This window comes from Halomonas sp. hl-4, assembly GCF_900215475.1.
In the GTDB taxonomy this organism is placed as follows: domain Bacteria; phylum Pseudomonadota; class Gammaproteobacteria; order Pseudomonadales; family Halomonadaceae; genus Vreelandella.
Map to the genome: position 1 here is coordinate 1,520,233 of NZ_LT907845.1, position 24,930 is coordinate 1,545,162.

Consider the following 24,930-nt stretch of genomic DNA (forward strand, 5'->3'; position numbering starts at 1 on the left):
TAGCTCCTGTTGTCATTGCGTTGGCAAGTTAACGTAAACGTCAATTTCACATGCCTTGAGTAAACAGAAACTATCGCGCGGCGTCAATTAGCCTTTCCACCTTGCCATGCCAATGGCCATACTGCGCGGACATCCACCTGCGTAATAGCGTGTGACCACACCTTTCATTGCCGAAGATTAACGGTTAATTAACCCGTTGGTTAGCCACGGCAGCCACGCCAACAGCACCAGCGTTACTAATGTCGCCAGCAAAAACGGCAGCAGTGCGCGGAAGATTTTTAGTGGCGGCGCGCCAGTCATCGAAGAGGCAATAAACAGCCCCGCCCCAACGGGCGGGGTTAACAGCCCCATCACCAGCGTTAAGCAGACCACAACGCCAAATTGATAAGGGCTGATAGCGAACTGGTTTTCTGCAATGGGCATTAGAATGGGCACCACTAGAATCAACGCGGCGATACCGTCAATCACCATTCCCACCAACAGCAGTGCACCGATAACTAATAGCAAAAAGACAAACGGGTCGTGGGTTAGGGCCGCAATCCATGCAGCGGCCATCTGCGGCAGTCGTTCATAAACCACCACCCAGCCAAACACCCCCGCCGCTGCAATCAGTATAATCACCAGTCCCGCGTTAATCGCCGTACGCTTTAGCACCTGGGGCATTTGGTCAAGAGCCAGGCCGCCGTACACGAAACGCCCCATGATTAACGCCGCCAAGGAGGCCAGCGCCGCTGACTCGGTGGGGGTAGCAATCCCCCATAAAATACCGCCGATGATAATCACCGGAATCAACAGCGCGGGCAGCCCCCAAAGTGCGTCGTGCAAGGCCTGTTGGCGACTGGGCCACTGCCCTTTGGGGTATTGCTGCACAAGCCCTACCAGCGCAATCACAATAAAGAAACTCGCGCCCAGCAATAACCCAGGAAGCAATCCGGCAATAAACATCTCGGCGATGGGCACCTGGGCCATCACGCCGAACAGCACAAATAGCATTGAGGGCGGGATAATCGGCGACAGCAAACCGCCCGCCGCGGTAATCGCGGCACTGTAAGGGGTGTCGTAGCCTTCTTCCTCCATGGCGGGCACCATGGCGCGGGACATAATGGCGATTTGCGAAGCGGCAGAACCAATAATCGCCGCCATCATCATGTTGGCTACTAGGTTAATGTAAGCAAGACCGCCCCGGAAGCCGCCCACCAAGATACGCGCCAGGGCAATCAAGCGTTTGGTGAGTCCGCCTTCGTTCATCAACTCCCCTGCCAACATAAACAGCGGGATCGCCAGCAGACCGTAGCTGTCGATGGCGCTAAATAATTGCTGCGGATAGGAGTCGAACAGCACCGTGTTGCCCGACACATAGATATACACCATGGCCGTCAGCGCCAGCACCAAGGCAATCGGCACGGCGCCGAGGAGTAACAGTAAAAACACTCCAAGCGTCATAGCAATGTCTCGGCGGAAGGTTCTTCGGCAGGGTTACGCCACTGGGTAATCGACTGGGCAAGATTAGCCAATCCATGCAGGCTAAGCGACAGCGCAAACCACGGCACAATCAGCCATGCCCAGAATTTTTTCACGCCTAGCGTCGACGTATTTTCGGCATAGATGAAGTTGAACGTTTGCCCCTGAAACGCACCGATATCAAACCCCGCTTGGGCAAGCGCCAAGGGCTGGTACCAGCGCCAGCATAGCCAAACCAGCAGCACGGCAAACACCAGCACCATCACATCCACCCAGAGGCCGATCAATTTACGCCCATTGCGCGGCAACAAGTCGCTTAATAGCGTTACCGCAACTCCCTGGCGGCGCTTAAACACCGCCCCTGCAATCAAGAAGGTCATCCAGATCATCGCATAAATGGATAACTCGCTTATCCAATAAAGCGGGTTACCCAGCACACGAAAGGCGATATTGACCAGGATTAAACACGTTACCGCCGCGGCTAGGGCGGCGGCGGCGGTCTCTTCACAGCGGGCAAGCCCCGAGGAAAGGCGTTGCAGCATGATGATTGATGACTCTTGTCGGTGATCGAGTTGTTAGCTTAGCAGCGGTTTACTCACGCAGGCGGTCGGCTTCTTCGCGCAGGGTTTCAAGCATGGGGGCTTTGGGCGCCCAGATATCTTCCCATTCAGCAATCGCGTCGGAGAAAAACTCAGCGTCCGCCTCAACAATATTGATATCCAGCTCGCGAATCTCTTCTTCCTGGGCGGCATCCTTCTCTTCAAACCCCACCAGCACATTTTCCAAGTGCTCGGCCATGGCGGTATCGATCAACTCACGATCTTCTTCGGATAGCTCCCGCCATACGCGCCCGGATACCACACCCACCATGGGGAACATCATGTGGTTGGAAATCAACAGGTTTTCGGCCTGCTCGTAGAATTTGAGAATCAGGATGGAGTCGAAGTCCATATCGATGGCATCCACCTGACCGTTGGCCAGGGCATCGTAGACTTCGAGCAGCGGCATCGGCGCCGGCGCCGCTCCGGTGGCGGTATAGAAATCACGAATTGGCTCAAACGGCGTAATCCGCAAACGCTGGCCTTCCAGATCGTCAACGCTCTCGATGGGATCGCGGCTGAGCACCTGACGCATGCCGACCATACCGTAGCCCACGCCCACCAAGCCGACACCTTCCGGCATTAGGTCAAGCAATTCCCCGGCGGTGTCTGAACGCAACAACCGAGCGGCATGATTGACATCATCGACCAGGTAAGGCGCATAAAGCGCGCCGAAATCGGGAATCCGGTTGGAGATTTCGGCGATGGTCAGAAAGGCCATGTCCAACGCGCCGCTTTGCAACTGCTGGACCATCTGCGCTTCATTACCCAACTGCTGGGCAGGAAAAACCGACACGCTATGCTCGCCGTCGGAGCGTTCATTAAGTGTTTCGGCAAAGGCTTCTGCTTCGGTCGACCACAGGTGCTGGGCGGGGGTAATCAGCCCTAAACGAAAATCACGCGCCTGGGCATTGAACGATGTTACCGCCAGCGCGGTGGCGGTAATCGCAAGGGTCAACCGTTTGCAGTGATTCATAAATCGCCTCTTATAATTCGCGCGGCCTCTTTCGCAGGACCGCATTATGATGAATGAGGCTAAGAATACCCTACACTAAGCGTTGAGGGCAGCTATCGCCACCAACGTCGCATCTCGGTTTGCAAGCTTAGTTAACAGACGCCAGATAGGCAGCTTTAAGTCGATAAAACTCATCCACAATCGCCGCCATCTCATCTGCGTCGTAGGAGCATAGCCCGCTGACCACCAGTTTTTTAGAGCCTGTCCCGACTGGCTCACCCGCTGACTCAATGGCAAATTCAAGTAGCGCATCGGCGCGTTTGCCTTGTACATCCAATGACGAGTGGCTAAGCGTTAACCCCGGCGATACAGCGTCTAGTCGCTCAAGCGAGAATCCCATACTGTCGTAAATGACCAGCGGGCGCTTAGGGTTGAACATCACCCCGTGCTCTTCCATCAGCGGCTTGAGGTAGTGAGGAAAGTTCTTGCCCGAAAACGCCACATAACAGCGGGCAAAGGCTTCTATCACCGAGGCATCGTAGGTCCACTCACCCCGCCGCGTAACCTGCAAATAGCATTTACCACCTTCATCGCATACCTGTAGCTCGCCATTATCCGCTTCGCTAAACACCAGTGGCGTATCGGCGCCCACCATGTTGGTGAAACGAAACTCCATATGCCGGGAAAGACCAAATTTTGCCAACACCAGTGCAAAGAGGAGATCTCCTGGCACACAAAAACGCCGCGCATCAGGGTTATGAATCGGGTTGTAGTCACCCGCGACGCCTTTGGCGAAGCGGCTGGCCTGTTCGGCGGAGATAACCACATACTCTCCGCGCTGCGTGTAAAATTCCTTAAACATGGCGTTGGTTGTCTGCTTAGCGTTGAAATCAAAAGTCAATTGCGGGCTTACGTCGCGCATAATGCCATAAAACATCGACCAGCAGGAGTCATCTGCAAGGAAGCCGTATGCCGAACCAGCGTCATAGATCAAAGCGTTTACTCCGGGTCCTGCTTATCACTCTGTTAAGCGCTTTGACTGTGGCCCTCATATGGATACTCGGGAGCGCATGGCTGCTTAATAGCCAGTGGCTGCCGCAGCAGCTTTCAAAGATCGAAGGCGTCGAGGTGCGTTGGTCGAATGCCACAAGCCTGCACCCTGGGCGCTGGGAGGTCGAGAACCTCTACCTTGCGCGTGAAGACGATAAGCTGCCGGTAGCGATTGAGGCCCAGCGAGCCACCCTATCGCTGTCATTATTAGACCTGCTGCGCGGCGAGTTGCATATAAAAGCGCTAGACGCGCACGGCCTTCGCCGCCTGACCGTAGGCGATATTGCGCTGGAAGCCGAAGGCCAGTTGCAGGTAATGGATACCCAACTCAGCCGCGATACATTAGCGGTGCCTCATTTTTCGCTGGATATTCGCCAGGGGCGCCTGGTACGTCTAGCCGACCAGGCCACCTTGGCGCGCGATATCCAGTTAGGTGCTGACGCCACGTTGGAAAGCGTGAACACCGCGCACTTCTCACGCGATGCGCTTATCTCCCAGCTGCTTAGCGGCCTTTCAGCACAGTTGACGATCGATGCCCAGGCCGACGCCTGGGACGTCTTCATGCCCTACTTAACAGCATTACCCTGGCTCACACTCGAGGGCAACGGCGCGTTAACGGGCGAGCTTTCGCTTAACGCAGGCAAGCTAAAACACGGCAGTCTGCTAACACTGACGGCTCCGGCGCTACGTTTATCAGTGGATGAACAACGCCTCAACCCCCTTGGAAGCGACTCCCCGCGTTGGATACTCCCTCACGCACCTCCACCACTCCACTCAGCCGTCGGTGAAGGGCGCGTGAGACTGGCAGCAGACGATGATGAGCTTACCTTTGCCACCCAGTTAAACGATGTGGTGCTAGCCGACACTCACCCTTACGCCAAGGACACCCAACTGCGCCTAGCGACCCACATGCCCAATCGGCGCTTAGACCAGTTAGACCTACCCACGGGCGCCACACTTGAAATAGAGGGCGAGGTAACCCGCCTGGATATGCTCGACCGTTACCTGGCAGACACCTTGGACGGTCAGGGCGTTCGCCTTTCCGGGAACGGGAAAATTGCCGCCAGCGTGACGCTGCGCGACGCCCAGCCTCACCGTGCCTCACTGGCCATTAAAGCCCCCGAACTGGCCGCAGAGCTGCTTGATTTTACCGCCCAAGGTAGCGGCTCGCTGACGGCACAGCTATCCCCGGAGGACACCATCGACGCCACGCTAGCGTTGACAGAGGCGACCCTTCACCATTATCAGAACACACTGCTGGCAGATGCCGCGATAACCCTCCTTGCGCGCAGCCCGCTTGACCCCGCGCAAGCGCGAGAAAATGCTACCGGTCGGCTAGCGTGGCAATCCGCTCGCCTGCCCAACATCAGCGTACTACAACCTTATTTAGGCGCGGCATTACCCGCCCCCGCTCCACTACAACTGCTCAATGGCCAAGCCACCAGCACCGGCCAGCTTGATTTCACCACGCAACAGATGCGCGGCGAGATCTATTTAGCGGGGGAGCAGCTAACCACTCGCTGGCAGCACAGCAACCAGCATGGCACGCTTAAAAGCGATGCTCAGCTTTCCTTGGCGATCCGTCAGGCGGCGCTCGACGGCACCGCGCTGGATATCAGCGGGTCCCGCTTACGTTGGCAAGTGGCCGACACTGGCGCCCCCACCGAACAGCTACAGAGCATCCTGGTACTCAATGAAGGGCGTTTTGAGCGTGACGAAAGCAATGACGCAAATCGCGTCAGCGGTGAGTTTTCCATGGAGGGCAGCGTACAGCAGCTGGGCTTTTTGAATGCTTTCCTGCCCGACGCCCACGGGTTAAGGCTTTCGGGCAACGGCCAGCTATTCGCTCAAGGTGCATTCCATGATGATCGCCTGCTGGCACCGACCCGCCTTCGGGTCAACGCCAACCAGCTGGAAGTCGGTTTTTTAGACTATCTCGCCACGGGGCGCGGCGAGCTGACGGCTCAACTGGATATTGCTGATCACGCCCAGCTTTCGTTGGGTATTCCACACTTTACACTGATGCGCCAGGACGACGATCAGCCACATCTAGAAGGTCGTCACTTTGCCCTTACGACTCAAACTGATCGGTTTAGCAAGGTACTGGAATCGCCGGTGCCTGCCTACTTCACCACCCGTATCGCGCTGCCCATTACAGAAATTCCTGACTTTACCCGTTATAACCGCTACCTACCTGAAGAAGCAGGTATTCGTCTGCTAGGGGGCAAAGCAAGCCTGACCAGCGAGTGGCTGCTGGAGGGACTGACCGCTCAAGGCGAGGTCAACCTGCGCGCTTTTGGCGCCGAGTTAGCGCTGCTTGACCAGCGCCTCAAGGGAGATGTTGAACTGCATCTTCATCTCACCGAGGGTGACTTGGACACGCGGCGCTTTAATGCCAACGACTCCTTTCTGCGTCTTGAAAATGTGTTTCGACAGAGCGAAGAAGGCGCTCAGGATGCAGGCTGGTGGGTACAACTAGACTTGGATGAGGCGCAGCTTGAGTGGCGCAACCCTATCAACCTCACCAGCCAACTACGCCTTGGTATGCGCGATACCGGCTTACTGGCTCGGCTGTTTCTAGCCCGTGCCCGAGATAGCAGCTGGCTGGGTAGGCTATTGAACGTGCACGACATCAACGGTAACGCCCAGTTGCACATCGACGGCGAGCGGATTCGCCTCCACGACCTAACGCTTACCGGAGGGCCGCTTCTGCTGCTTGCCGATGTCACCCTGGCCCAGAAACGTGCCAATGGCGCGCTATATACCCACCTTGGCGCGATGGGCTTAGGCGTTGAGCTCATCGACAGCGAACCCGATCTGAAAGTCTTACAACCCAGACGATGGTTCGATCGCTGGCGAGAAGCCCATCGTTAGCGCCGCTTGCGCTCATGGCGAATCATCCTGACCCGCTCTTTGGCTTTTTGCGGCGTCGAAAGTGGCGCGGCCGCATCATCGGAGGTTTTCGGGGGTAGCGTCACCCAGGCAAACACCGGCAACGCAAGCTGCCAATGAATCGCCGCAATTCGCAACCCTAGCGTCACCGTTAACGAGGCGGCAATCGCCAAGGTGAGCGGCGCTTGCAAGGCATGTAGCGCCACGTAGACGATCCCCCCGGCCATGGCCGCCGTGGCGTAAATTTCTTCGCGCAGCACCATGGGAACTCGCTGGGCCAGTACATCGCGGATCATGCCACCAGCTACACCGGTGATCATGCCCATTAGCACCGCCACAACGCCGGATGTGCCCAAAAGCAGCGCTTTATGGGCGCCAATCACGGTAAATAACGCCAAGCCAAACGCATCGGCAATCGGCAAAAAGCCCCGTGAAAGCCTGTGGATATAGTGAAATCCCACCAGCGCGACACCCACGGTGGCAAAAATCACCCACAGGTACGTTGGGTCGGCCACCCAAAATACCGGCCGAACCCCCAACACCAAATCGCGCAGCGTGCCTCCACCAATCCCTGTAACGGCAGCCAACACCAGCATGCCAAACGGGTCCATACGCGAACGGCATGCCAAGATAACCCCCGACAGCGCAAAGACGATCACTCCCGTCATATCCAACCAGTACACAATACCCGACACGCGTCTCCCCCCTTCCACCATCAATGGTTTATTGACCCTTCCCCGACGTCGAGTAGCGTACCATTACCGCCCCTCTCCCCCGCGCAAACTGATCATTTTTTAATCAGCTAACACCCATTTTGTAAGAGATTGCCGACACGGTTTGTAAGATATTAACTCTTTGTGCAGTGAAGGGGTTGCCCTGCCACCGCGTCTCGCTACTCTGATCGCTTTTATTATCAGTTGACGATCCAGGGAGCGGGATTATGTCTGACAGGATGGGGTCGTATAAGACAGGCCTGCAATTCACCCTGAGGCTACGAGGATATCGCGGTGATCGACTTCGCCCACCGCGAAGCGCTCTCCCAACCCTTTGAACTGACGCTGAACCTGGCCAGCCGCAACGGCAGCCTCAATCGCGATTGGCAGGCGATTGAAGTGAACCACGTCGGCGAGCAGCCCCAGGCGCCCCCTTTAACAACCTCATTTTCGAGCATTTTGCTCAACAAAAGATAAATAGCAGGCAATCATGAATAACAGTCAAACGAATATAATAGTTGAACTAATACGTGCTTATCATTTTATGAAACGCGAACGCCCGAATATCGAGCAAGCCCATTCGACCAACGACTTGGTTGCTATTGTCGAGCGCGCTCGCTACCAAAGCGTCCAGTTACAATTTAATACTAACGGTGCAGCCATGGTCATGTTTACCATCGCTGCGATTTGTTTTGGATTAAGCTTCAAGCTTGGAGAAGATCACCCCTATACTGCTATTACCCTTCTAACAACTTTTATTTCGATCTTTATAGGTGGCGGATTTATTTTATTAGCCGCTCTACTCAGGCATTTCCGCTACTGCCTTTTTGCAAAGGATTGCGATATCGACAGCGGCTTTACCCCCTATCTTGGTGATACAGGCGAATTACTGCAGCAACTCAAGCTTGATGTATCGGATTTCTCGCGAACGAGCAAGAAGAATGGTCGACTGTCTTACTGCAAGCAAGGCAGGAGCGAGGTTGGCAGCTTCGATTACCACATCTATCGCTTCAATTGGTCCACGGGCAACGAGGATAATCGTCGCCACTTCGCTCGCAACGGTGTCTGGTGCAACCTATTCACTCATGGACCACTGGACATTTGGAATGCCCGGGAGAGCAAGAATTGGCAACACCCCATGGAGTATGCCGTTTCGCCAGAGTTCGCACACCAACTAACAATACGTGAGGGGGATGACATGGCGCTGGCACGCTTTCTTAAACCCCGTGTCATGGAAGTGCTGGTGGAGATGGCCAAGCAGTACAAAGACATGAATGTGCAAGTTACTGCCGACCACGATCTGTTCATTACCTGGACAGGACCGGACCTGTTTGATTTAGCACTGGAGAATACAGGGGAGTCCAACCAAGTTACTGGACAAAACGGACACGTCACGCACAGAGTTAACACCGATTTCAGTTATATTGTTGGAGGAGAAAACCCGCCTGCCTGGTCACCTGAGATGTATGACCAAATAATATCAAAATTGAAAGCCCCCCAAATTACCAAGGGACCTGAAGCCCTGCTTGCGGGCATCGCTGAAATTCGCCGTTATCTCGACGACAACTTCAGTGGCCACCACACCCAAAACGTGAATAGAGCAGATGTCGCTGCAACAACTACTGGCCAATAAGGCTGACTTTAATTTCTTAGGAGCATTTAAGTGGAAGTAATAATTGTCATCGCGGCCGCGCTACTCTTCGGCGCTATCATAAGTTACAACCGTATTATGTATGCCTTCAATCGCGTCGAGCAAGGGTGGGCAGGTGTACTGGTTCAAGAGCGCCAGATCCTCCGCACCCTGCCCGCTTTACTTGAACAGGTCAAAGACTACCAAGAGTACGAGCAAGAGACTCAGGAGCGCTTGACTCGCATGCGCGAGAACCTTGACGGACTCTTCAACCGGAGTGTACCGAATGAAATTGATAGTGCTGCACTTCAGGATGCACAACGCGAAGGAGCGGAGTTGATGCGTGGGCTGCGTTTTACCGTGGAGAACTATCCCGAGCTCCAAGCCAGCGAAGTCGTTCGCGGCTATATGCGCGAACTCTCTGAACTAGAAGATAATCTAGCAGCAGCTTTGCGTATCTTTAACGCTCAAGTAGCCTCTTTCAATTCGCGAATAGACGCCTTTCCAAACAATATGGTCAATACCATTGCTCCGCGTAAACAACGCATTCAGGTATTTTTTGATAACGAGGCTTCCGCTTCCTTTGAGTACCGCCCCAACCTATAAAAAAAGGGCTGCAACAGACATGGTACGAACCACTTCAGCCCCCACCTATCTAACCAGCATGGACAAATGGCCAGCAATATTGTTAAAGCCGGATCATTAATCCGCCAACAGTAGATATATTCGGCTCCAACCTATCGACTAGTCTGCTGAATTTTAAGACAGGGGTTTAGGTAGCTCCTATATCAATCCTTTTTTCTGGCCAACCATTCTTTCAAGAAGGCGATTTCATCCTCCTGGGCGGCAATAATCTCTTCTGCTAATTGACGAATTTCGTCGTCTTCGCCGTACTCCAGTACAATTTCAGCCATGGCAATCGCGCCTTCGTGATGGGGAATCATGCCTTGTGCAAAATCCACATCAGGATTGCCAGTCAGCGCCATTGCCATATCTTCATGCATACGATCACTGGCGGCTTGGTAGGCGGCTACGGCAGGGTTATCACCGTGCTGTTCAGCAGCACTGTGCTCGCCGTGGCGGCCATGGTGATCATTTTCCTGGGCAATGACATACGGCGCTACCAGCACTCCTGCCACAGCACACACGTTTACAGCCATTTTCAATGTGAGGAGTGACCGGAAAGCAGGTGCTTGTTTGTTGATACCATAAAACGGCATAACAATGATCCTATTAGCAATACAGGAAATTAAAGTTTAAAACCTACTGGCAGCCCACAGGTCAAGACGCGCCAAGTGAGTTACCCTAAGCGCATCATCACTTACGTACTGCAGAGGAGTACCCATGGATTGGAATCCGGCGTATAGCTGGCTAGTCATTGCCCTACTGCTGAGTTTGGCGGAGTTAACCTCTGGGGCGATGTTGCTGCTTGCCTTGGGGGTTGCCGCCGCGTTCACGGCAGCGGTAACGGCGCTTGGCCTGACACTACCCTGGCAGTTGGTCAGCATGGGGGTATTTTCCGGTGTGCTGGTCCCCTTGGGGGTAATGGTCATTCGCCCGCACTTTTCACCCAAGGGCGTGGCCTACGGCACCACCGGCACCGGCGTTGAGAAAGGCAACCACTACACCACATTGAAACGCGACTTCGATAACGCTACCGGTATCAAGGTCAACGGTGATTTTTATCGGTTGCGAGTATTAGAAAGCGGTGACACCGACCTACCGCAAGGCACCTCCGTGCTGTTTAAACGCTTTGACGGCACAACAGCCCTCGTCAGTCTCGCACCCACCGACACCGCTCGTCAGGATGATGTTTCCCAACGCAAGGAGTTATGAAAATGGATTTACCCATTAGCCCAGGCTTACTGATAAGCCTGATTATTGTCGTCATCGGCATATTAATCATTTCGAAAGGTCTGGTGATCGTTCGTCAATCAGAGGTCATGGTGATTGAACGCCTTGGCTCGTTTCATCGCGTGCTGGAAAGCGGCATCAATATAATCATTCCGTTTATCGAACAACCACGCGCCATCACCATGCTGCGTTACCGCAAGATGGGCGAGGACTATACTGCGATCACCACCGACGAAATCCGTATCGACCGCCGTGAAACGGTGATGGACTTCCCCGGTCAGCCGGTGGTGACTACCGATAACGTCACGGTGCGCATCAATGGCGCGCTCTACTATCAAATCATCGATCCCAAGCGCGCGGTGTATGAAGTCGAGAACATGAGCCAAGCCGTGGAAGTATTGGCCAAGACCACGCTACGTTCGGTGGTCGGCAAGATGGAGCTGGATAAGCTGTTTGAGTCCCGCGCGGAAGTCAACAATGAGATCCAAGCGGCCATGGAAGAGCCTGCCTCCAAGTGGGGCGTCAAAATCTCCCGCGTTGAAGTACAGGATATCGCCATGCCGGATGAGGTCGAGTCCGCCATGCGCCTACAAATGGCCGCCGAGCGTAAGCGGCGTGCCACTGTTACCGAGGCGGAAGGCGAGAAATCCGCCGCTATCGCTATGGCCCAGGGCCAGCGGGAATCATCTATCCTGAACGCCGAAGGCGATAAAGAGTCGGCGATTCTGCGTGCCCAGGGCGAACAGGAATCTATCAAGCTGGTGCTCAGCGCGATTGGCGACAGCGAAGAGAACAAGCGCACCGTGGTGGGTTATCTGCTCGGCCAAAGCTACATCAAAGGCCTGCCCAATATGGCGAAAGATGGAGAGCGGGTTTTCGTGCCCTACGAATCGTCTGCGCTGCTTGGCTCCATGGGCATGTTCCGCGAAATGGCAGGCTCACCGGAAGACACCGTGGCCAACCACCTTAAAAACCGCAACGGCAGTCGCGAAAGCGGCTTCCAAAGCGGGATCGTTGGCGGTGCCGCCAGCTAACAGTAAGCATGGTGGGCATAGGCGCAAAGTTACGCGCTAAATGCTTAAAAAACCGCACCACCTAATTAAGCCGGGCCCCAGTTGGTCCGGTTTTTTCGCTTGCGACCTAGCACAGTCAATCAAACCGTTGAACAAAACGCATCGCCTTAGTCATATTTTTAGTTAGACTGAGGAACAACATGCCGACTCGACTGTATCTCGCTGCACCAACCCTTGGTAGTGAATACGGTTGTTGCCCTTAATCAGTAGAATGACCGTTAATAAGAAACGAGGACGTTCACCATGCCGCCACGTGGGTTCGCCATACGCCATTGCGTTCTGCTGATCGTCTCATTAGTTATGCTGGCGACGTTCTCTAACGGTCTTAAAGCGGATACCCCACCTCAACCACTAACAGACTGGGAATACCGCTGGGGCGACTCTCCCCTGGATGCTAACGGCGCGCCTCGGTGGCTGCATAGTGACCCCGTCGATTGGCAGCCGTCGATCTCTCCCTCTAACCCACCAGGCCGCGAGGGACATCAACACCTTTGGTTGCGCACGACGTTGCCAGAAGGCGAATGGAACGACCCCGTCCTTTATATCACCAGCATTAATTTAATTGGCCAAGCCTACCTCGGCGATGAAATGGTTTATCAGTACGGGGAATTTGACGACCAGGGGCGGGGCGATTTTGCAGGCTGGCCCTGGCATATGATTGACCTGCCCAAAGACGCTGCCGGTCAGGCACTCACTTTCCGGCTATATTCCTACTACACCAGTATTGGCCTTTGGGGCGAAGTGCAGGTCATGGAGCGTATTGATGTACTCAAGCACGTTATCCATGACTCGGCCCAGGATCTTGGCGTCAGTGCGCTGGTGTTGGTGCTTGCGATTCTGGCGACTATTTTTGCCCTCATTGGCCCTGAACGGCGTGGTTTTATGGCTATCGCGCTGTTCGCCTACGCCTCAGGGCTGATGCTGCTTGCCGAGGCGCCTGCTCGACAACTGATCGCCGATGGTCCCTTGGCTTGGGATACGCTGAGGGCGGGCAGCTATTATACCCTGCCGATCGCGCTTGGGATGTTGCTCAGCCACTGGCTTGAAGGCACAGCTAAACGCTGGATAACAAGGCTCTGGGCCTTGCATGTGGCTTACTTGGTGATTGCCATTGGCTTGGTTCAGATGGGCATTATTAGCCTATCGTTAACCTTCCCCATTTTTGATGTTCTGCTGGCCGTGACCATGCCGTTCATGCTGCTGCTCGCGCTATTTCGCTTTCGCAAGCTCAACCTTGAACAGCGCTTGCTGGTGCTCAGTTTCACTTTTTTCGCCCCGCTACTGCTGGCTGACATGGTCGTCGCCCATGGTTTTGTGGCTTGGCGCATGGTGCCGTTAAGCTACGGCAGTTTGGCCTTTGCGTTGGCCATAGCAGCCATTTTTTTGTGGCACTACCGGCGCACTCAACAGCAACTGGCAACGGCCAACGAAACCCTCGAAATGCAAGTAGCATCGCGTACCGCTGAGCTTGACCAACTGGTTCGGGAGTTAGAGGGCCTGTCGTTTGAGGACCCCCTCACTGGCCTCCACAACCGACGCCATTTCAATACGGTATTTGACCATGAGTGTCGCCGCGCGCAGCAGCATGGTACTTACCTCTCGCTGTTAATGCTGGATCTGGACCATTTCAAAGATATCAACGACCACTTTGGCCACGATGCAGGTGATGCCGTGCTGGTCAAAATGGCGGCGTTACTCAGCCAGCATTTCATGGATTTGGGCGTCGTCTGCCGAATCGGGGGCGAAGAGTTTGTCGCTTTGCTCCCGGACGCCTCTGCCAAAACGGCAGAGGCCAGCGCCAACGCACTATTAACTTCGGTCGCCCAAACCGTCTGTACTCACCAGGGTATGCCACTCAGGCGAATTACCCTGTCTTGCGGCATTGCCACCTTTCCGAACCATACCCGGGACCCGCATAAACTCCTACGACACGCCGATGAAGCGCTCTATCACGCCAAACGCAGCGGCCGGAACCGCTGCGTGGTCTGGTCTGCCTCGTTCGAGGAACACGGCTTCATGCTCGGCCGTCGGCAACCCCAGTAGCCGTTAAGTCTGCGTTGCGGCTAAGGCGAGTCAGTGGCCAAAAAGTGATCGATGAACACGCCGTAGTCCTGCTCGACGCAATCGGCATAGGCCACCGCCAGGGTCGATACCACGTCGACAAACTGGGCTTCACGTCCTTCCAGACGTCGGCAGACCGCCAGCGCAAACGGCCTGTGGTCTCCCTTGTTCAATGCCTGCGCCCCGCGCAGATGCTCGCGGGCCAGAATCTTTCCCCATTGGCGGGCCAGTTTACGATATGGCTTTGCGCCTGAAAGCTTATGGGTGGGAAAGTTTTTCTTGAACGGCGAGCGCTCACGCACCGAAAATATCTTGTCGTTCATGAAGAGCCAGCCAAGGTAGGCGTCCGGGTGTTCCGCAATGGCATGAAACGCCGCCGCATGGCGGATGCCTTCGTTGGGGAACAGCTTTCGCCACGCCTGCTGCTGGGGCTTTGTCATCAAGCGAAAAGCGTCAGGCGCCACCTGCTCCTTCACATCCAGAATGATGTCGTCGTGCTCATGCTCGACGCCGCCTTCAATCAGTACGTAATAACGCTCCACGCCCAGCGAGCCGGTGCCCGCATCCAGACGCCGCGCGGTATCCTTGACGCGGAAATGATGGGGGTCGCTTTCCTTGAGCGGCGCTTGAAGCGTTTGCTGATACTCCTGCTCGATCAGGCGGCGCAGCTGACTGGCGACATCCGCCGACAGGTTGGCCAGTTTTCCCGGGCGCTCGGCAAACTGGCGGCCTTGCTGCTTATCCAGCGTGGTCCACTTTTCCAGCATGCGGGCGCGGCTTTGCTTATCCGCCACCTTGCTCATGAAGGGCTTTAGCGGGCCTTTGGCGCTATTCAGCGTGACTGCCTCGATGGAGGTGTCGTCGGTATAGTCCGCCAGGGTGTGATAGTAGCCTTCCAGCAATCGTTTAAGCGCTTTGTCTATCGCCTTGGGGCTGAGCCCGGCATTTTCGCGGCCATCGAGCACCACGCTCACCGCCAGGCGCCACACATCGTACTGATAGTCGCCGATCAGAGCGTCGTCGAAATCGTCCATACCGTAGCGTACCCGGTCATCATGATGACCGTAGGCGCCGACGTTGTAGACATGGGCGTCGCCCTGCAGCCAGGTTTGGGTATCCGGCCAGCCGCCGAAAAGCGCAAAGCGCCAGTCGTGCCAGACATCCTGCCAGTACAAGTGATTGGTGCCGCGCAAAAACCGATAAGGCGACGCGGCCATTTTGGCGAACTTGGCCTGGCGAGTTGCCGCCGCCAGCGGCGCGTTGGCCTGCTGAATGGCCTCGATCACCTGCTGAGGGCGGTTGTGTCCCGTTAGTGCATGACTCATCGCAATGCCTTTGTCGGTGCATAAAAGCTCTGCTACCAGCGTAGGCCACAAACGTTAAGAGATTAAGTCACAGAATTTAACGCCTTGCCTTTCGAGCGGGTAAAGCCTCGCGGGGCTGAAATACGAAAGAAGCGCTCGACTACCTCGGCGTGGGTAGCAGGCGTCATCAAAGAGACGGCGACAAATACCGGCAGATTGAGTATCAGCCCCCAAAATCCGGCGTGAATGCCCATGGGATTTGGCCAAAGAATAGTAAATGCCGTGGTGATCAAAAAACCCACCACGATGCCCGCCATGACACCCAAGCGAGAGGCTCTCGGCCAAAAGAACATGCCGATAAAGGCAGGCAGTACCTGGGAAGCAAACCCCAACCCTACCAACAGAATCATTACCAAACTGCCGGGCTCGGCAATCGCAAGCGGTGCTATCAATAAGAACATAATGGGCAGAATCAGCAGCCGGGCAAGTTTTCCGGTAACGCCATCGGAAAGCTTTAAAACCGGCTGCAGCACATCTTTACTTAGCGATAGTGAAACCGAGTGGATAAAAGGTTCGCTTGAGGACATTGAGGCCGCAAGCGTGCCTGCACCGAGCAACCCGACCAACACAATCGGCAAGTGCTGCATGGCGTATTCAAGTACGACGGTATCCGCCCTCTCCAGCTCCGGCAGTGAGTAAATGCCGATAAAACCTACGACCACCATAGGCAGGATGACGATGTAATAGGTAGGCAGCCACGTCGCGCTGCGGCGAATAGTGCGCGCGGAAGAGGCACTCATCCACTGGGTCCATACCGGCGGCATAAACGAGAACATGGAAACGATGATCGAGGTCGTCCAGAAGCTAAAGCTCATATCGCCGCCTGCGCCTGGCAGGGTGAGGAACTCGCTATGCTCGCTCTGAATACGCTCGAACACCCCGGCAAAGTTTAACCCGCCAGTAGCGCTATGCACGGCCCAGAGGCCAACGGCCCAGGCGACGATCAACATCAACACACCCTGAAAGGCATTGGTACGACCAATCGCCCGCTGACCGCTGGCGTAGAGATAGACAGCGATGCAAGCCAGTACCAGCACGACACCCAGCCAAATAGGAATCAAACCGCCGCTCATCACAAACAAAATATCGGCTGAGCCAATGGTTTGCAGTACCGCATAGGCAATAGAGCCAATCGCCATCACGAGCGCTGCAATCGCACCTAGTGCGGGACTCTGATAGCGGTCTGAAATGGCGCTTGCCTGAGTCACATGACCAAACTGTTCACCGAACTGCCACACCTTGGGACCGAAGTACCACGCCACCAATGCCAGATAGGCGAGATAGATCGCTACATAAAATACCGCGACACCTTTGGAGTAAGCCCAGCCGGGGGCGCCCATAAAGGTGTAAGCACTCACGCTACCGGCGGCGATCAACAGGTAGAGCGTCACCGGCCCCATGCTGCGCCCCGCCACCCCCCACTCCTCCAGGCTATTCATGGAGCGGCCTGCCCTGGCGCGTAGGCCAATCACCATGGCGATAGCGACATAGGTCGCGGTAATCAGCAGTGGCCAGGGGCTATTCATGGTCGTCTCGCTCTACAATGCGGTTGCCGATCAGCATGACCACTACACAGGCAAAAATCACCAAGTAGCTCCATACCACCATCAGAGGCAGCCCCATCACCAGTACCGCCTTGTTCATTAAACCAATCACCGGCCAAGTGCCCGCCAGCACCAATGCCACAAACGCAATGAGCAGTCCCCAGCCCGCTCGAGAAGTAGGCAGCACGATCAAATTTCGCATCGATGTTTCCCCTTGGTTAATTAACGAGTGGCTTTTTAAACGACAGTTTTGTCCAATGGCGGCGTTGGCCAGCGCATTGGTAGCGCCAAACGCCCCTCCAACTGCCGCGCCAGCTTCAGCACAAAGTGATCGGCAAAGCGCGGGCCAATCAATTGCACCCCGATAGGCATATCGCCACGGCTAAACCCTGCATTGAGCGAGATCGCAGGCTGCTCGCCCATATTCCAAGGCACGGTGTAAGCAATATGCTCAAAGGGCTGACGCGGATCATTGGTGGGCGATGGCCACTCGGCCGGAAAGGCGATATTGGGCGTGGTGGGTGACATCACCGCATCGACCTTATCAAATACGGCTTCAGTGGCGCGACGCATCGCCATGGTTTGCTGAAAACCTTGCACTACGTCTACACCACTCAGGCGTGCGCCAGCGTCGGCCCAGGCTAAAATGGCAGGCAAGACCAGCTCACGCTCTTCTGATGAGAGCTTTAACAACTCGCTCCACTGTCGGGCTTGCCAGAAGTGATCCAGCCCATCCAGCATTTCACGGGTCAGCACCGGCGTCAGGGGCACTAGCGTTGCCCCGACGGCTTCTAACTGCTTTGCGGCCTGTTCCACGTAGTGGCGAATCTCATCATCCAAAGGTAACCCGCAACCCGCCTCCATCATCACACCCACTCGCAAGCCTTTAACGTCGAGTTCCAGATCCATCCAGTCAATCGTTTCCGGCGGCAGGCGCATCGCGTCACGGCGATCCGTGCGGGCAAGCGCCGTCATCATAAGCGCGGCATCCTCTACGCTTCGGGTCATTGGCCCGGCACAACGGCCTACGTAATAAGGGTCTATCGGTACCCGGCCCAGGGTAGGCTTAAAACCGACAACGCCGCACCACGCCGCTGGGAGGCGTACCGAGCCACCAATATCGGTACCCACATGCATTGGCCCTAGCCCCGCGGCAGCCGCAGCACCCGCCCCCGCACTTGAACCGCCGGTATTACAGGCCAAGTTCCAGGGGTTACGGGTTAAACCATGAAACGACGAAAGGCCAGATGAGAGCATGCCAAAGTCAGGGCAGGTAGTTTTTGCCAACAGCAGGGCGTTGTCTTCTGATAGGCGCGCGGCTGGGGGAGCATCCTCAGTGGCAGCCGTCTGCTCACCCAGCCCGGTGCCTACCGGCACCGGCATTCCTTTAGTGGCAATCAATTCCTTAAGGGTGACCGGGACACCATCTAAAGCACCGCTTGGCTCGCCTTTTGACCAGCGTTGGGTAGACGCTTCTGCTGCTTGAATGAAGCCATCGGGCTGATAGGCATACAGCGCGTTAATGTGCGGCTCCCACCGGGCTACATGCTTACCCAAGGCATCCGCCACCTCATAAGGGGAAAACGTTTTAGCGCGGTAGCCATCAATTAATTGGGTGGCGGTGAGTTGGTGTAGTTCAGGCATCACATTACCTTTTTTGCTGTTGTTATCAGACTGTCGCTCTCAATAACCTCAGCATGAACCCACATAGCGCACTCTGCTATTTCAATATTGACTGCAGCGTGTCCACTTTTTGTGTGCACTCTATTCTTTCAGGATCTTCTTTCAATATCTTTCAAGATGACGGAGATTGCAGTTTTTGTAGGGCACTTGCCAGCAACGAAAGGCACGCCTCGGTGGCAAAACTTCGCTGGCGATGACGATAAACGCAGAGATCAATTCGGGCGGCTTCGAGCTCCGATGGACGTAGAGGAACACTCACCAGCATGCCTAATTGGCACTCCCGAGCGACCGCCATCGGTGGCAATACCAGAACGCCTGCGCCGTTAAGGGCGAGTGCTTTTTGAGTTTCCAGCGAAGCGGTCTTGAAGGTAGGGGCCAGAGCGACCCCAGCTTGATGAGTGGCGCGCTCCAGCGCTTGGCGCACACCATAGGATTCATCCGGCAAAATCAGCCGCTGCTCCGCCAAGGTATGCAGACTCACCTCAGAAGCCACCGCCAATGGATGGCCTGGCGCCATCACTGCATGGTGGTGCAGCTCAGCGCTGGCAAAGGGCACAATGTCATCATGGCGGGGCATAAAGAACGACAAGCCAATATCCGCATCGCCTCGGCGCAGTGCCTCCACCATTTGGCTGGCGCTGGCGATACCGATATCAAAACTCAAATGAGGATAGCGCTGCCCCATCTTGGCTAACGCTGGGGCTAACAGGCCAGCCACAACGCCTTCCGCCACCTGCAAACTTACCCGCCCAGTTCGCAAGCCCTTCAAATCGGCAATATGCTCCTGCACCCGCTCCAGGTCACGCAGGGTGCGCTGGGCCTGGGCGGCCAGCAGTTCCCCCGCTGCCGTTAGGCTAATGCCGTTGGGGCCGCGCTCGATGAGCGGTGCACCAAGCTGATGTTCCAGTAAATCGATCTGGCGGCTAATCGCCGTGGGGGCGATATGCAGCTGGGCAGCGGCTTGGCGCAGCGAACGACACCGGGCCACAGTATCGAAATAGCGTAATGCACGGCCACTAATCATAAAAGTCTCTTAATTGTGTGGCTTATCTAGTTGCCGCGCCATCACCGTAACGTGCTCTTTTCGATACTCAACGTCTTCCTCATCCTGCCAACCCAGCCGTCTATAAAGCGCCTGTTGATCAGGGGTGTAGAGATAGAAGCGCTCAAAGCCATGCGCAGCTGCTTCGGCTTCTACCCGGCGCACCAACGCAGAGGCAATACCCTGCCCCCGCCATTCAGGCACGACGAATACGGAGGCCAGCCAGGGGGTAAATTCGCGGCGAATACTCATATCATCCGCAATGAGGCTGGCGGTTCCCACAGGGGTTTCGCCTTGCATCGCCACAAAGATTGAAGGCACACCGCCCTGGCCACATTCGGCCTTCAAACGTTCAATAGCCTGCTCTTGGGTAAGCCCTGGGTGTAAATGGCCCCAGGCTGAAAATGTCCAGCCCGCCACTAACGCAACATTTGGATCGTCAGCGTTGAGCCGCTGGAGGGTTATATCGCTTTGCATAAATAGCTTCCAGCCTTGTTTAGCACAAGCGAATACAGTAGCGATAAACAACGGGTAACGCTACGGTTCGTCAAACCAAAGGCTGACCCCACTGATCGCCATGCACCAGTTGACTTAATGGCAGACGGGCGCGCCAGCCCTTGGCTTCAAGCTCGGGCTGATCCAAAAACTCGCTCACATAGCCAAGGCAGAGATACGCCAGCGGATAAACGTGCTCGGGCAGGTTTAACGCCTCGCTTAGCTGCGCCTGGTCGAGAATACTCACCCAGCCAACGCCAATGCCTTCTGCCCGCGCCGCCAGCCAGAGGTTTTGCACGGCTAAACAGGTGCTGAACAGGTCGGTTTCCACAATGCTATTGCGCCCCAGCACATGGGGACCTCCACGGCTGCGGTCGCAGGTAATGCAGAGATTCAGGGGACTATCCAGAATGCCCTGAAGCTTCAAACTACGGTAGTTCTCTTTACGCTCCCCTTCAAAACGCTCAGCGGCTTTTTGGTTTTCCTGCTCGAATATCCCAAGCACCGACGCCCTCACCTCGCGGCTTTCAATCACGATAAAGTCCCAGGGCTGCATAAAGCCAACCGATGGCGCATGGTGGGCCGCCTCAATCAGGCGCGCCAGCACCTCAGGTGCAATAGGATCGGGCAAGAACTGCGAGCGCACATCGCGCCGTTCGTGTATCGCGCGGTAAAGTCCGCGCCGCTCGGCATCGGAAAAGCGGTGATTCGTTGTGGTCATCGTTACGGCTAGGCCTATTGTACAGCGTGAATGTCGATGTGCCCTCACCCAGAGACTTGTGCATTTCCAAGTTGAGCGGCAGTAGCAAAGTAGTCCCGGAACTGTGGCGTGTTAAGTGATGATGAATGCCAAGTGGCATCTGCTTTATATGCTTTAAAGCCCCAGCTCACAAATGGTTCAAGCCAGGGCGGCAACATAGACAAACACTCAGTTGGACACAGGCTGCATTTGCTTGGCCAACTCATCGTCCAGTTCATTGGCGCGTTTGGCCGCTGGTCTGCTTTCCATACGCGCTATGTATTGCTTGAATACCTCATTTGGCGGGATATTCTTTTGCATCGTTTCCCACCAGAGATAACTACTGACCAGCACATCCGCTGCCGTGAAGTGATCACCGCAAATATAGCTTCCCCGGGTCAATTCCTTTTCTAGCGTGTTAATGACGTCTTCCAAACGGCCACAGCCAACAGCCTGTACATTGCTGCTATCAATTTTCCAGTCATAAGCCTGTGCACTGGTAGCCATTTCAAAAGGCCCTGCCATGAAAAACAGCCATCGAAAGTAAACACCCCGTTCGGGGGATTGCGGCGGTGGCGACAGCTCTTTATCTGGAAACTGATCCGCCAAGTAGGCACAGATAGCCGCCACTTCGGTCACGATGGTATTGCCATGTTTGATGGCGGGGACCTTGCCCATGGGGTTAATGGCCAGGTAATCCAGCGTTTTCATCTCTGGGCCAAATTCTCGGCTTTCTACCGAGTAGGGAATACCAACCTCTTCCAACATCCAACGAACCACGCGCCCTCGGGACATGGGGTGAGTATAAAACGTAAGTTCCGACATACTGCCCTCCTCTTTTCCGTCTACTCTCAGGTTATGTGAAGTACTACGAAATTAGCTTAGTTTGTAAATAGGTAAGAATCCGTCCTAAATAAACATAACAATGCTCTTTTTCTTTAAAACCTCACATACGGGGCCGGGAGGATGGATATGACAGGTTCGGAACATGCGTAGTTGCTCTACTCGAGCTGCAGCAGGTTTCTGGCCAGTTGGGTGGCGCCGAACTGGCCGAGCTAAGGATGCTCTACGAAAGCACGCCGACCAATTTACTAGCAAGTTGCGAGTATTCCTCCCCATGTACAACACACAACTCATAACACTGTATTGTCGATAGGATGGAGTGAATCCATGACAGGGTTTAGATCTCTCAGGTGCTAGGCTGTGGAGCAAACAAGCATGAACACACTGATACCCATATGCAATCTTCACTAAAACGGCCTCATCGCCTTGCAAGAGCAACGCTGGCCCCGCGTGCTTTCGCTTTTTGCCATACCTTCGGTCTCACCGTATGGATTGCCGTGGTAGAAGGAAGCGGTTGGATGCTTATTTTGCCGGGTCTATTGCTGCTGCTATGGCCTGGTTTGGCATATCTCCACACGGCAAGTGTTCAAAACTCGAAACGCGCCGAGTTCAGAAACCTACTCTTCGACAGCCTCCTGTTTGGCACCTGGTGCAGCGTGCTGGACTTTTACGTACTGGCGACCATCACTATTGGGCTTGCCTGCTTAATGAACAACATGATGGTAGGTGGGCCTCGCCGGGTGGTACTGTCCTTTGCCTTATTCGCTAGTGCTGCTATGGGTTGGAGCGCCTTGACGGGGTTCCATTTTCGCCCCTATGTGAGCATGAACCTTGATATCTACCAAGGGGCTGGCGCAGTGGTTTATTTTCTGACGATCGGTCGCGTGATGTACAGCCAGAACCGCCAGATTGGGCGCAATATTGGCGACATCAAGTTTCAGAACCGCGCCTTTCATTGCCTGCTTGAGCTGGGAGTAATCGCCAATCGCGCCACCAATATTCACACGCTTCTGGATGATTCCTTAAATCACCTGCATGCCAATTTCCCCGAGTATGGCTTTGCCGTTTTTCTACAGGAGCAGCAACGCCCTGAAGTAACACGCTACACCGCTGTAGCGGGTCTTAGCCTACACGATGAGCGCCACCTCAGCAGTCTATTGACCAGCTTACCTGAGCAAGATGGAAACACCATCAAGCTACGCGAAAAAAGTGAAGGTGAGCAGTTGTACGCCACCTCCATGGGTGGCCGGCTAAGTCTATACGAAGGTTGGCTGGTCGTGCGGGCGCCAAAGCTAGATGCCGCTCTGGAGCAAATGTTGACCCTATTCGTTGACCAATTAGCAGCGGCCACCGAAAACAAGCTCCTGCATCTGGCGTTGAAGGAAACGGCGGAACGCGACGGGCTAACCGGCCTTTACAATCGAGGCTTCTTCGAATCGACACTTCAACTGAGTATTCAAGGCAAAACGCAGACGCCGAGCCTGGACTTTGCCTTGCTAATGATGGATGTCGACGGACTTAAGGAAGTGAATGACCGCCATGGGCATGTTGCGGGCGATCAGCTCATCACCTCGGTTGCTGAGCGCTTGCAAACTCACTGCCGATCTGGCGATATTCTAGCGCGCTACGGCGGCGACGAGTTCGTCGTCTTGTTTCCTTCTGCAGACCTGTCGGCAGCTAAGCGCCTAGTCGACTTGATCAGGACACACCTTGAAGGTCAACAATGCAGTATTACCACCGCGACTGGCGAACGTAAAAAGCTAGCGCTTCATTTGAGTTTAGGCTGCGCCAGCTCCACCGAAGTGGCCGCTCAGGAAGTGTTCACCCTGGCAGACGAGCGCATGTACGATGACAAGAGCCAACGCCGTAGGGAAACTGATCTATAAACATGCTTGTACAGCTCGATAAAGGCCACCTTGCTCAGCATCAAACATCGGCTCAGCCTAATCGCCATCGCAGCGGGTTTATCTGGCTTAGCACGCCTTCGCTGTCCCAGTCATTCCACCCCGCAAAGGGGATCGGATACTCGGCATCCAAGCCCACCAAGCGAGACACCCAGGCCTCTTTGCATGCTTCCAGATGCCCAATCATCGCAGCCTCATCTTGATAGCGAATGCCGCCGCCCTGAATGCCGTAGCTTACCTGAGGCGCCAGCACGTTAAAGCCAACGTAGTACAATGATGCGTGCATGGGCCATAGCCAGTGCACCATATTGCCAGCGCGGCCAAAGGGCTGAAAGGTCGTCTCCGGTGACCCAGTGGTTACCGACAATATGGCGCGCTTGCCGCGATAATAACCTTGATCGTAACGCATCCGACTTGTGTAGCGCCCGCCATACACCAATACCCGATCAAACCACCCCTTCAAAATAGCGGGCTGGGCGTGCCACCATAAAGGAAACTGAAAGATCACCAAGTCAGCCCACTCCAGCCGCGCCAACTCCTGCTGAACATCCTGCGGTAATGCGCTTTGCTGGTAGTGAGCACGCTGTTCATTAAGGGGGTAAAAGTAGTCCGCATCAACGGCTCTATGCGGATAAAGCTCGGCGCGCTCCACCGGATCAAACTGCTCAACATAGAGATCATCCACCTCGACTTTATGGCCCCCGTCCTCTAACTGTTTTACCGCCACATCCACCAAGCCGCCATTAAACGACTTGCGTTCAGGATGAGCCAAAACGATCAATATATTCATACTGCGCCTCCCCTGTTGATTGGTTCGACGACAGACTAACCTGTTCATTTACGCACAAACATTGGCAATCTATGAAAGCCATGCTTGCATATATGAACAGTAGATAAGATGGGATGATATACAAATTGTGCTAGCGATTGCCGAGGTGGGTTTGCTATTCAGCGCCACCAGAGCGCTGCATATCAGCCATGCGACTGTCTTTAGATGTTTAAACGAGATGGAGCGATGGCTGGGGGTG

The 24,930-nt window shown here is 55.0% G+C and carries 22 protein-coding genes and 2 pseudogenes; 9 read left to right on the forward strand and 15 right to left on the reverse strand.

The window, feature by feature from the left end:
- Positions 1–177: 177 nt before the first annotated feature.
- From CPH17_RS07340 to CPH17_RS07355, 4 genes are all read right to left on the reverse strand, one after another.
- Positions 178–1,443, reverse strand: a complete 1,266-nt coding sequence (locus CPH17_RS07340) for a TRAP transporter large permease (protein ID WP_074397142.1) — start codon at positions 1,441–1,443, stop codon at positions 178–180.
- A complete protein-coding gene (locus CPH17_RS07345; RefSeq protein ID WP_096298865.1) occupies positions 1,440–2,003 on the reverse strand; it encodes a TRAP transporter small permease in 564 nt (187 codons plus the stop codon). Before CPH17_RS07345 ends, CPH17_RS07340 begins: the two co-directional genes overlap by 4 nt.
- Positions 2,004–2,052: 49 nt before the next feature.
- Positions 2,053–3,036 (reverse strand): TRAP transporter substrate-binding protein, encoded by a 984-nt coding sequence (locus CPH17_RS07350; protein ID WP_074397144.1) that lies wholly within the window; start codon positions 3,034–3,036, stop codon positions 2,053–2,055.
- 127 nt (positions 3,037–3,163) lie between these two features.
- Positions 3,164–3,877, reverse strand: coding sequence for a DUF3581 family protein (locus CPH17_RS07355; protein WP_074398535.1), 714 nt, complete (start codon positions 3,875–3,877; stop codon positions 3,164–3,166).
- A gap of 107 nt (positions 3,878–3,984) precedes the next feature.
- Between CPH17_RS07355 and CPH17_RS07360 the strand changes: the two genes are divergently transcribed.
- Positions 3,985–6,939, forward strand: coding sequence for a hypothetical protein (locus CPH17_RS07360; RefSeq protein WP_074397145.1), 2,955 nt, complete (start codon positions 3,985–3,987; stop codon positions 6,937–6,939).
- Here the strand turns inward: CPH17_RS07360 and CPH17_RS07365 are convergent.
- Complete coding sequence (locus tag CPH17_RS07365) at positions 6,936–7,652, reverse strand: trimeric intracellular cation channel family protein (protein ID WP_074397146.1); 717 nt, start codon at positions 7,650–7,652, stop codon at positions 6,936–6,938. The two genes, CPH17_RS07360 and CPH17_RS07365, sit on opposite strands and share 4 nt — an antisense overlap.
- Positions 7,653–7,964: 312 nt before the next feature.
- On the opposite strand from CPH17_RS07365, the gene CPH17_RS07370 reads away from it, so the two are divergent.
- Genes CPH17_RS07370 through CPH17_RS07380 form a run of 3 tightly spaced genes read left to right on the forward strand, consistent with a single transcriptional unit; the run spans position 7,965 to position 9,906 of the window.
- Positions 7,965–8,147 carry a hypothetical protein gene (locus CPH17_RS07370; RefSeq protein ID WP_074397147.1) on the forward strand — a complete coding sequence of 61 codons (183 nt, stop codon included), beginning with the start codon at positions 7,965–7,967 and terminating at the stop codon, positions 8,145–8,147.
- A 13-nt stretch (positions 8,148–8,160) separates the two neighbouring features.
- Complete coding sequence (locus tag CPH17_RS07375) at positions 8,161–9,303, forward strand: hypothetical protein (RefSeq protein WP_074397148.1); 1,143 nt, start codon at positions 8,161–8,163, stop codon at positions 9,301–9,303.
- Between the two features lie 30 nt (positions 9,304–9,333).
- Positions 9,334–9,906: a LemA family protein gene (locus CPH17_RS07380; RefSeq protein WP_074397149.1), complete on the forward strand. Its 573-nt coding sequence runs from the start codon at positions 9,334–9,336 to the stop codon at positions 9,904–9,906.
- Positions 9,907–10,088: 182 nt separating this feature from the next.
- Here the strand turns inward: CPH17_RS07380 and copM are convergent, their stop codons facing one another.
- The gene (gene copM / locus CPH17_RS07385) at positions 10,089–10,520 is read right to left on the reverse strand and encodes a CopM family metallochaperone (protein WP_197668815.1); all 432 of its coding nucleotides are present in this window, start codon (positions 10,518–10,520) and stop codon (positions 10,089–10,091) included.
- A 124-nt stretch (positions 10,521–10,644) separates the two neighbouring features.
- Between copM and CPH17_RS07390 the strand changes: the two genes are divergently transcribed.
- The 3 genes from CPH17_RS07390 (at position 10,645) to CPH17_RS07400 (ending at position 14,270) form a co-directional block, all read left to right on the forward strand.
- Complete coding sequence (locus CPH17_RS07390; protein ID WP_096298867.1) at positions 10,645–11,136, forward strand: NfeD family protein; 492 nt, start codon at positions 10,645–10,647, stop codon at positions 11,134–11,136.
- Positions 11,137–11,138: 2 nt separating this feature from the next.
- Positions 11,139–12,188, forward strand: a complete 1,050-nt coding sequence (locus CPH17_RS07395) for an SPFH domain-containing protein (protein ID WP_074397151.1) — start codon at positions 11,139–11,141, stop codon at positions 12,186–12,188.
- A 282-nt stretch (positions 12,189–12,470) separates the two neighbouring features.
- Complete coding sequence (locus CPH17_RS07400; protein WP_096298869.1) at positions 12,471–14,270, forward strand: GGDEF domain-containing protein; 1,800 nt, start codon at positions 12,471–12,473, stop codon at positions 14,268–14,270.
- A gap of 20 nt (positions 14,271–14,290) precedes the next feature.
- Here CPH17_RS07400 and CPH17_RS07405 read toward each other — a convergent pair whose 3' ends face one another.
- The 8 genes from CPH17_RS07405 to CPH17_RS07440 form a co-directional block, all read right to left on the reverse strand.
- Positions 14,291–15,613, reverse strand: coding sequence for a DUF2252 domain-containing protein (locus tag CPH17_RS07405; protein ID WP_096300916.1), 1,323 nt, complete (start codon positions 15,611–15,613; stop codon positions 14,291–14,293).
- Positions 15,614–15,675: 62 nt separating this feature from the next.
- Positions 15,676–17,178: a sodium:solute symporter family protein gene (locus tag CPH17_RS07410; RefSeq protein WP_096298871.1), complete on the reverse strand. Its 1,503-nt coding sequence runs from the start codon at positions 17,176–17,178 to the stop codon at positions 15,676–15,678.
- Entirely contained in the window at positions 17,171–17,398 is a 228-nt protein-coding gene (locus CPH17_RS07415) for a hypothetical protein (protein ID WP_074397155.1), read from the reverse strand. The genes CPH17_RS07410 and CPH17_RS07415 overlap by 8 nt, the downstream gene beginning before the upstream one ends.
- 35 nt (positions 17,399–17,433) lie before the next feature.
- Positions 17,434–18,840 (reverse strand): amidase, encoded by a 1,407-nt coding sequence (locus tag CPH17_RS07420; protein WP_096298873.1) that lies wholly within the window; start codon positions 18,838–18,840, stop codon positions 17,434–17,436.
- A 151-nt stretch (positions 18,841–18,991) separates the two neighbouring features.
- Positions 18,992–19,903 carry a LysR family transcriptional regulator gene (locus CPH17_RS07425; protein WP_096298875.1) on the reverse strand — a complete coding sequence of 304 codons (912 nt, stop codon included), beginning with the start codon at positions 19,901–19,903 and terminating at the stop codon, positions 18,992–18,994.
- Between the two features lie 9 nt (positions 19,904–19,912).
- Positions 19,913–20,398: a GNAT family N-acetyltransferase gene (locus CPH17_RS07430; RefSeq protein ID WP_096298877.1), complete on the reverse strand. Its 486-nt coding sequence runs from the start codon at positions 20,396–20,398 to the stop codon at positions 19,913–19,915.
- A 70-nt stretch (positions 20,399–20,468) separates the two neighbouring features.
- The gene (gene bluB, locus CPH17_RS07435; RefSeq protein ID WP_096298879.1) at positions 20,469–21,137 is read right to left on the reverse strand and encodes a 5,6-dimethylbenzimidazole synthase; all 669 of its coding nucleotides are present in this window, start codon (positions 21,135–21,137) and stop codon (positions 20,469–20,471) included.
- A gap of 207 nt (positions 21,138–21,344) precedes the next feature.
- Positions 21,345–21,980 carry a glutathione S-transferase family protein gene (locus CPH17_RS07440; RefSeq protein ID WP_096298882.1) on the reverse strand — a complete coding sequence of 212 codons (636 nt, stop codon included), beginning with the start codon at positions 21,978–21,980 and terminating at the stop codon, positions 21,345–21,347.
- Positions 21,981–22,393: 413 nt separating this feature from the next.
- Between CPH17_RS07440 and CPH17_RS07445 the strand changes: the two genes are divergently transcribed.
- Positions 22,394–23,884: a sensor domain-containing diguanylate cyclase gene (locus CPH17_RS07445; protein WP_096298884.1), complete on the forward strand. Its 1,491-nt coding sequence runs from the start codon at positions 22,394–22,396 to the stop codon at positions 23,882–23,884.
- Positions 23,885–24,146: 262 nt separating this feature from the next.
- Here the strand turns inward: CPH17_RS07445 and CPH17_RS07450 are convergent.
- Positions 24,147–24,740 (reverse strand): annotated as a pseudogene (locus CPH17_RS07450) (NAD(P)H-dependent oxidoreductase); the annotation flags it as partial.
- Positions 24,741–24,810: 70 nt separating this feature from the next.
- On the opposite strand from CPH17_RS07450, the pseudogene CPH17_RS20370 reads away from it, so the two are divergent.
- Positions 24,811–24,930: pseudogene (locus CPH17_RS20370) on the forward strand (helix-turn-helix domain-containing protein); the annotation flags it as partial.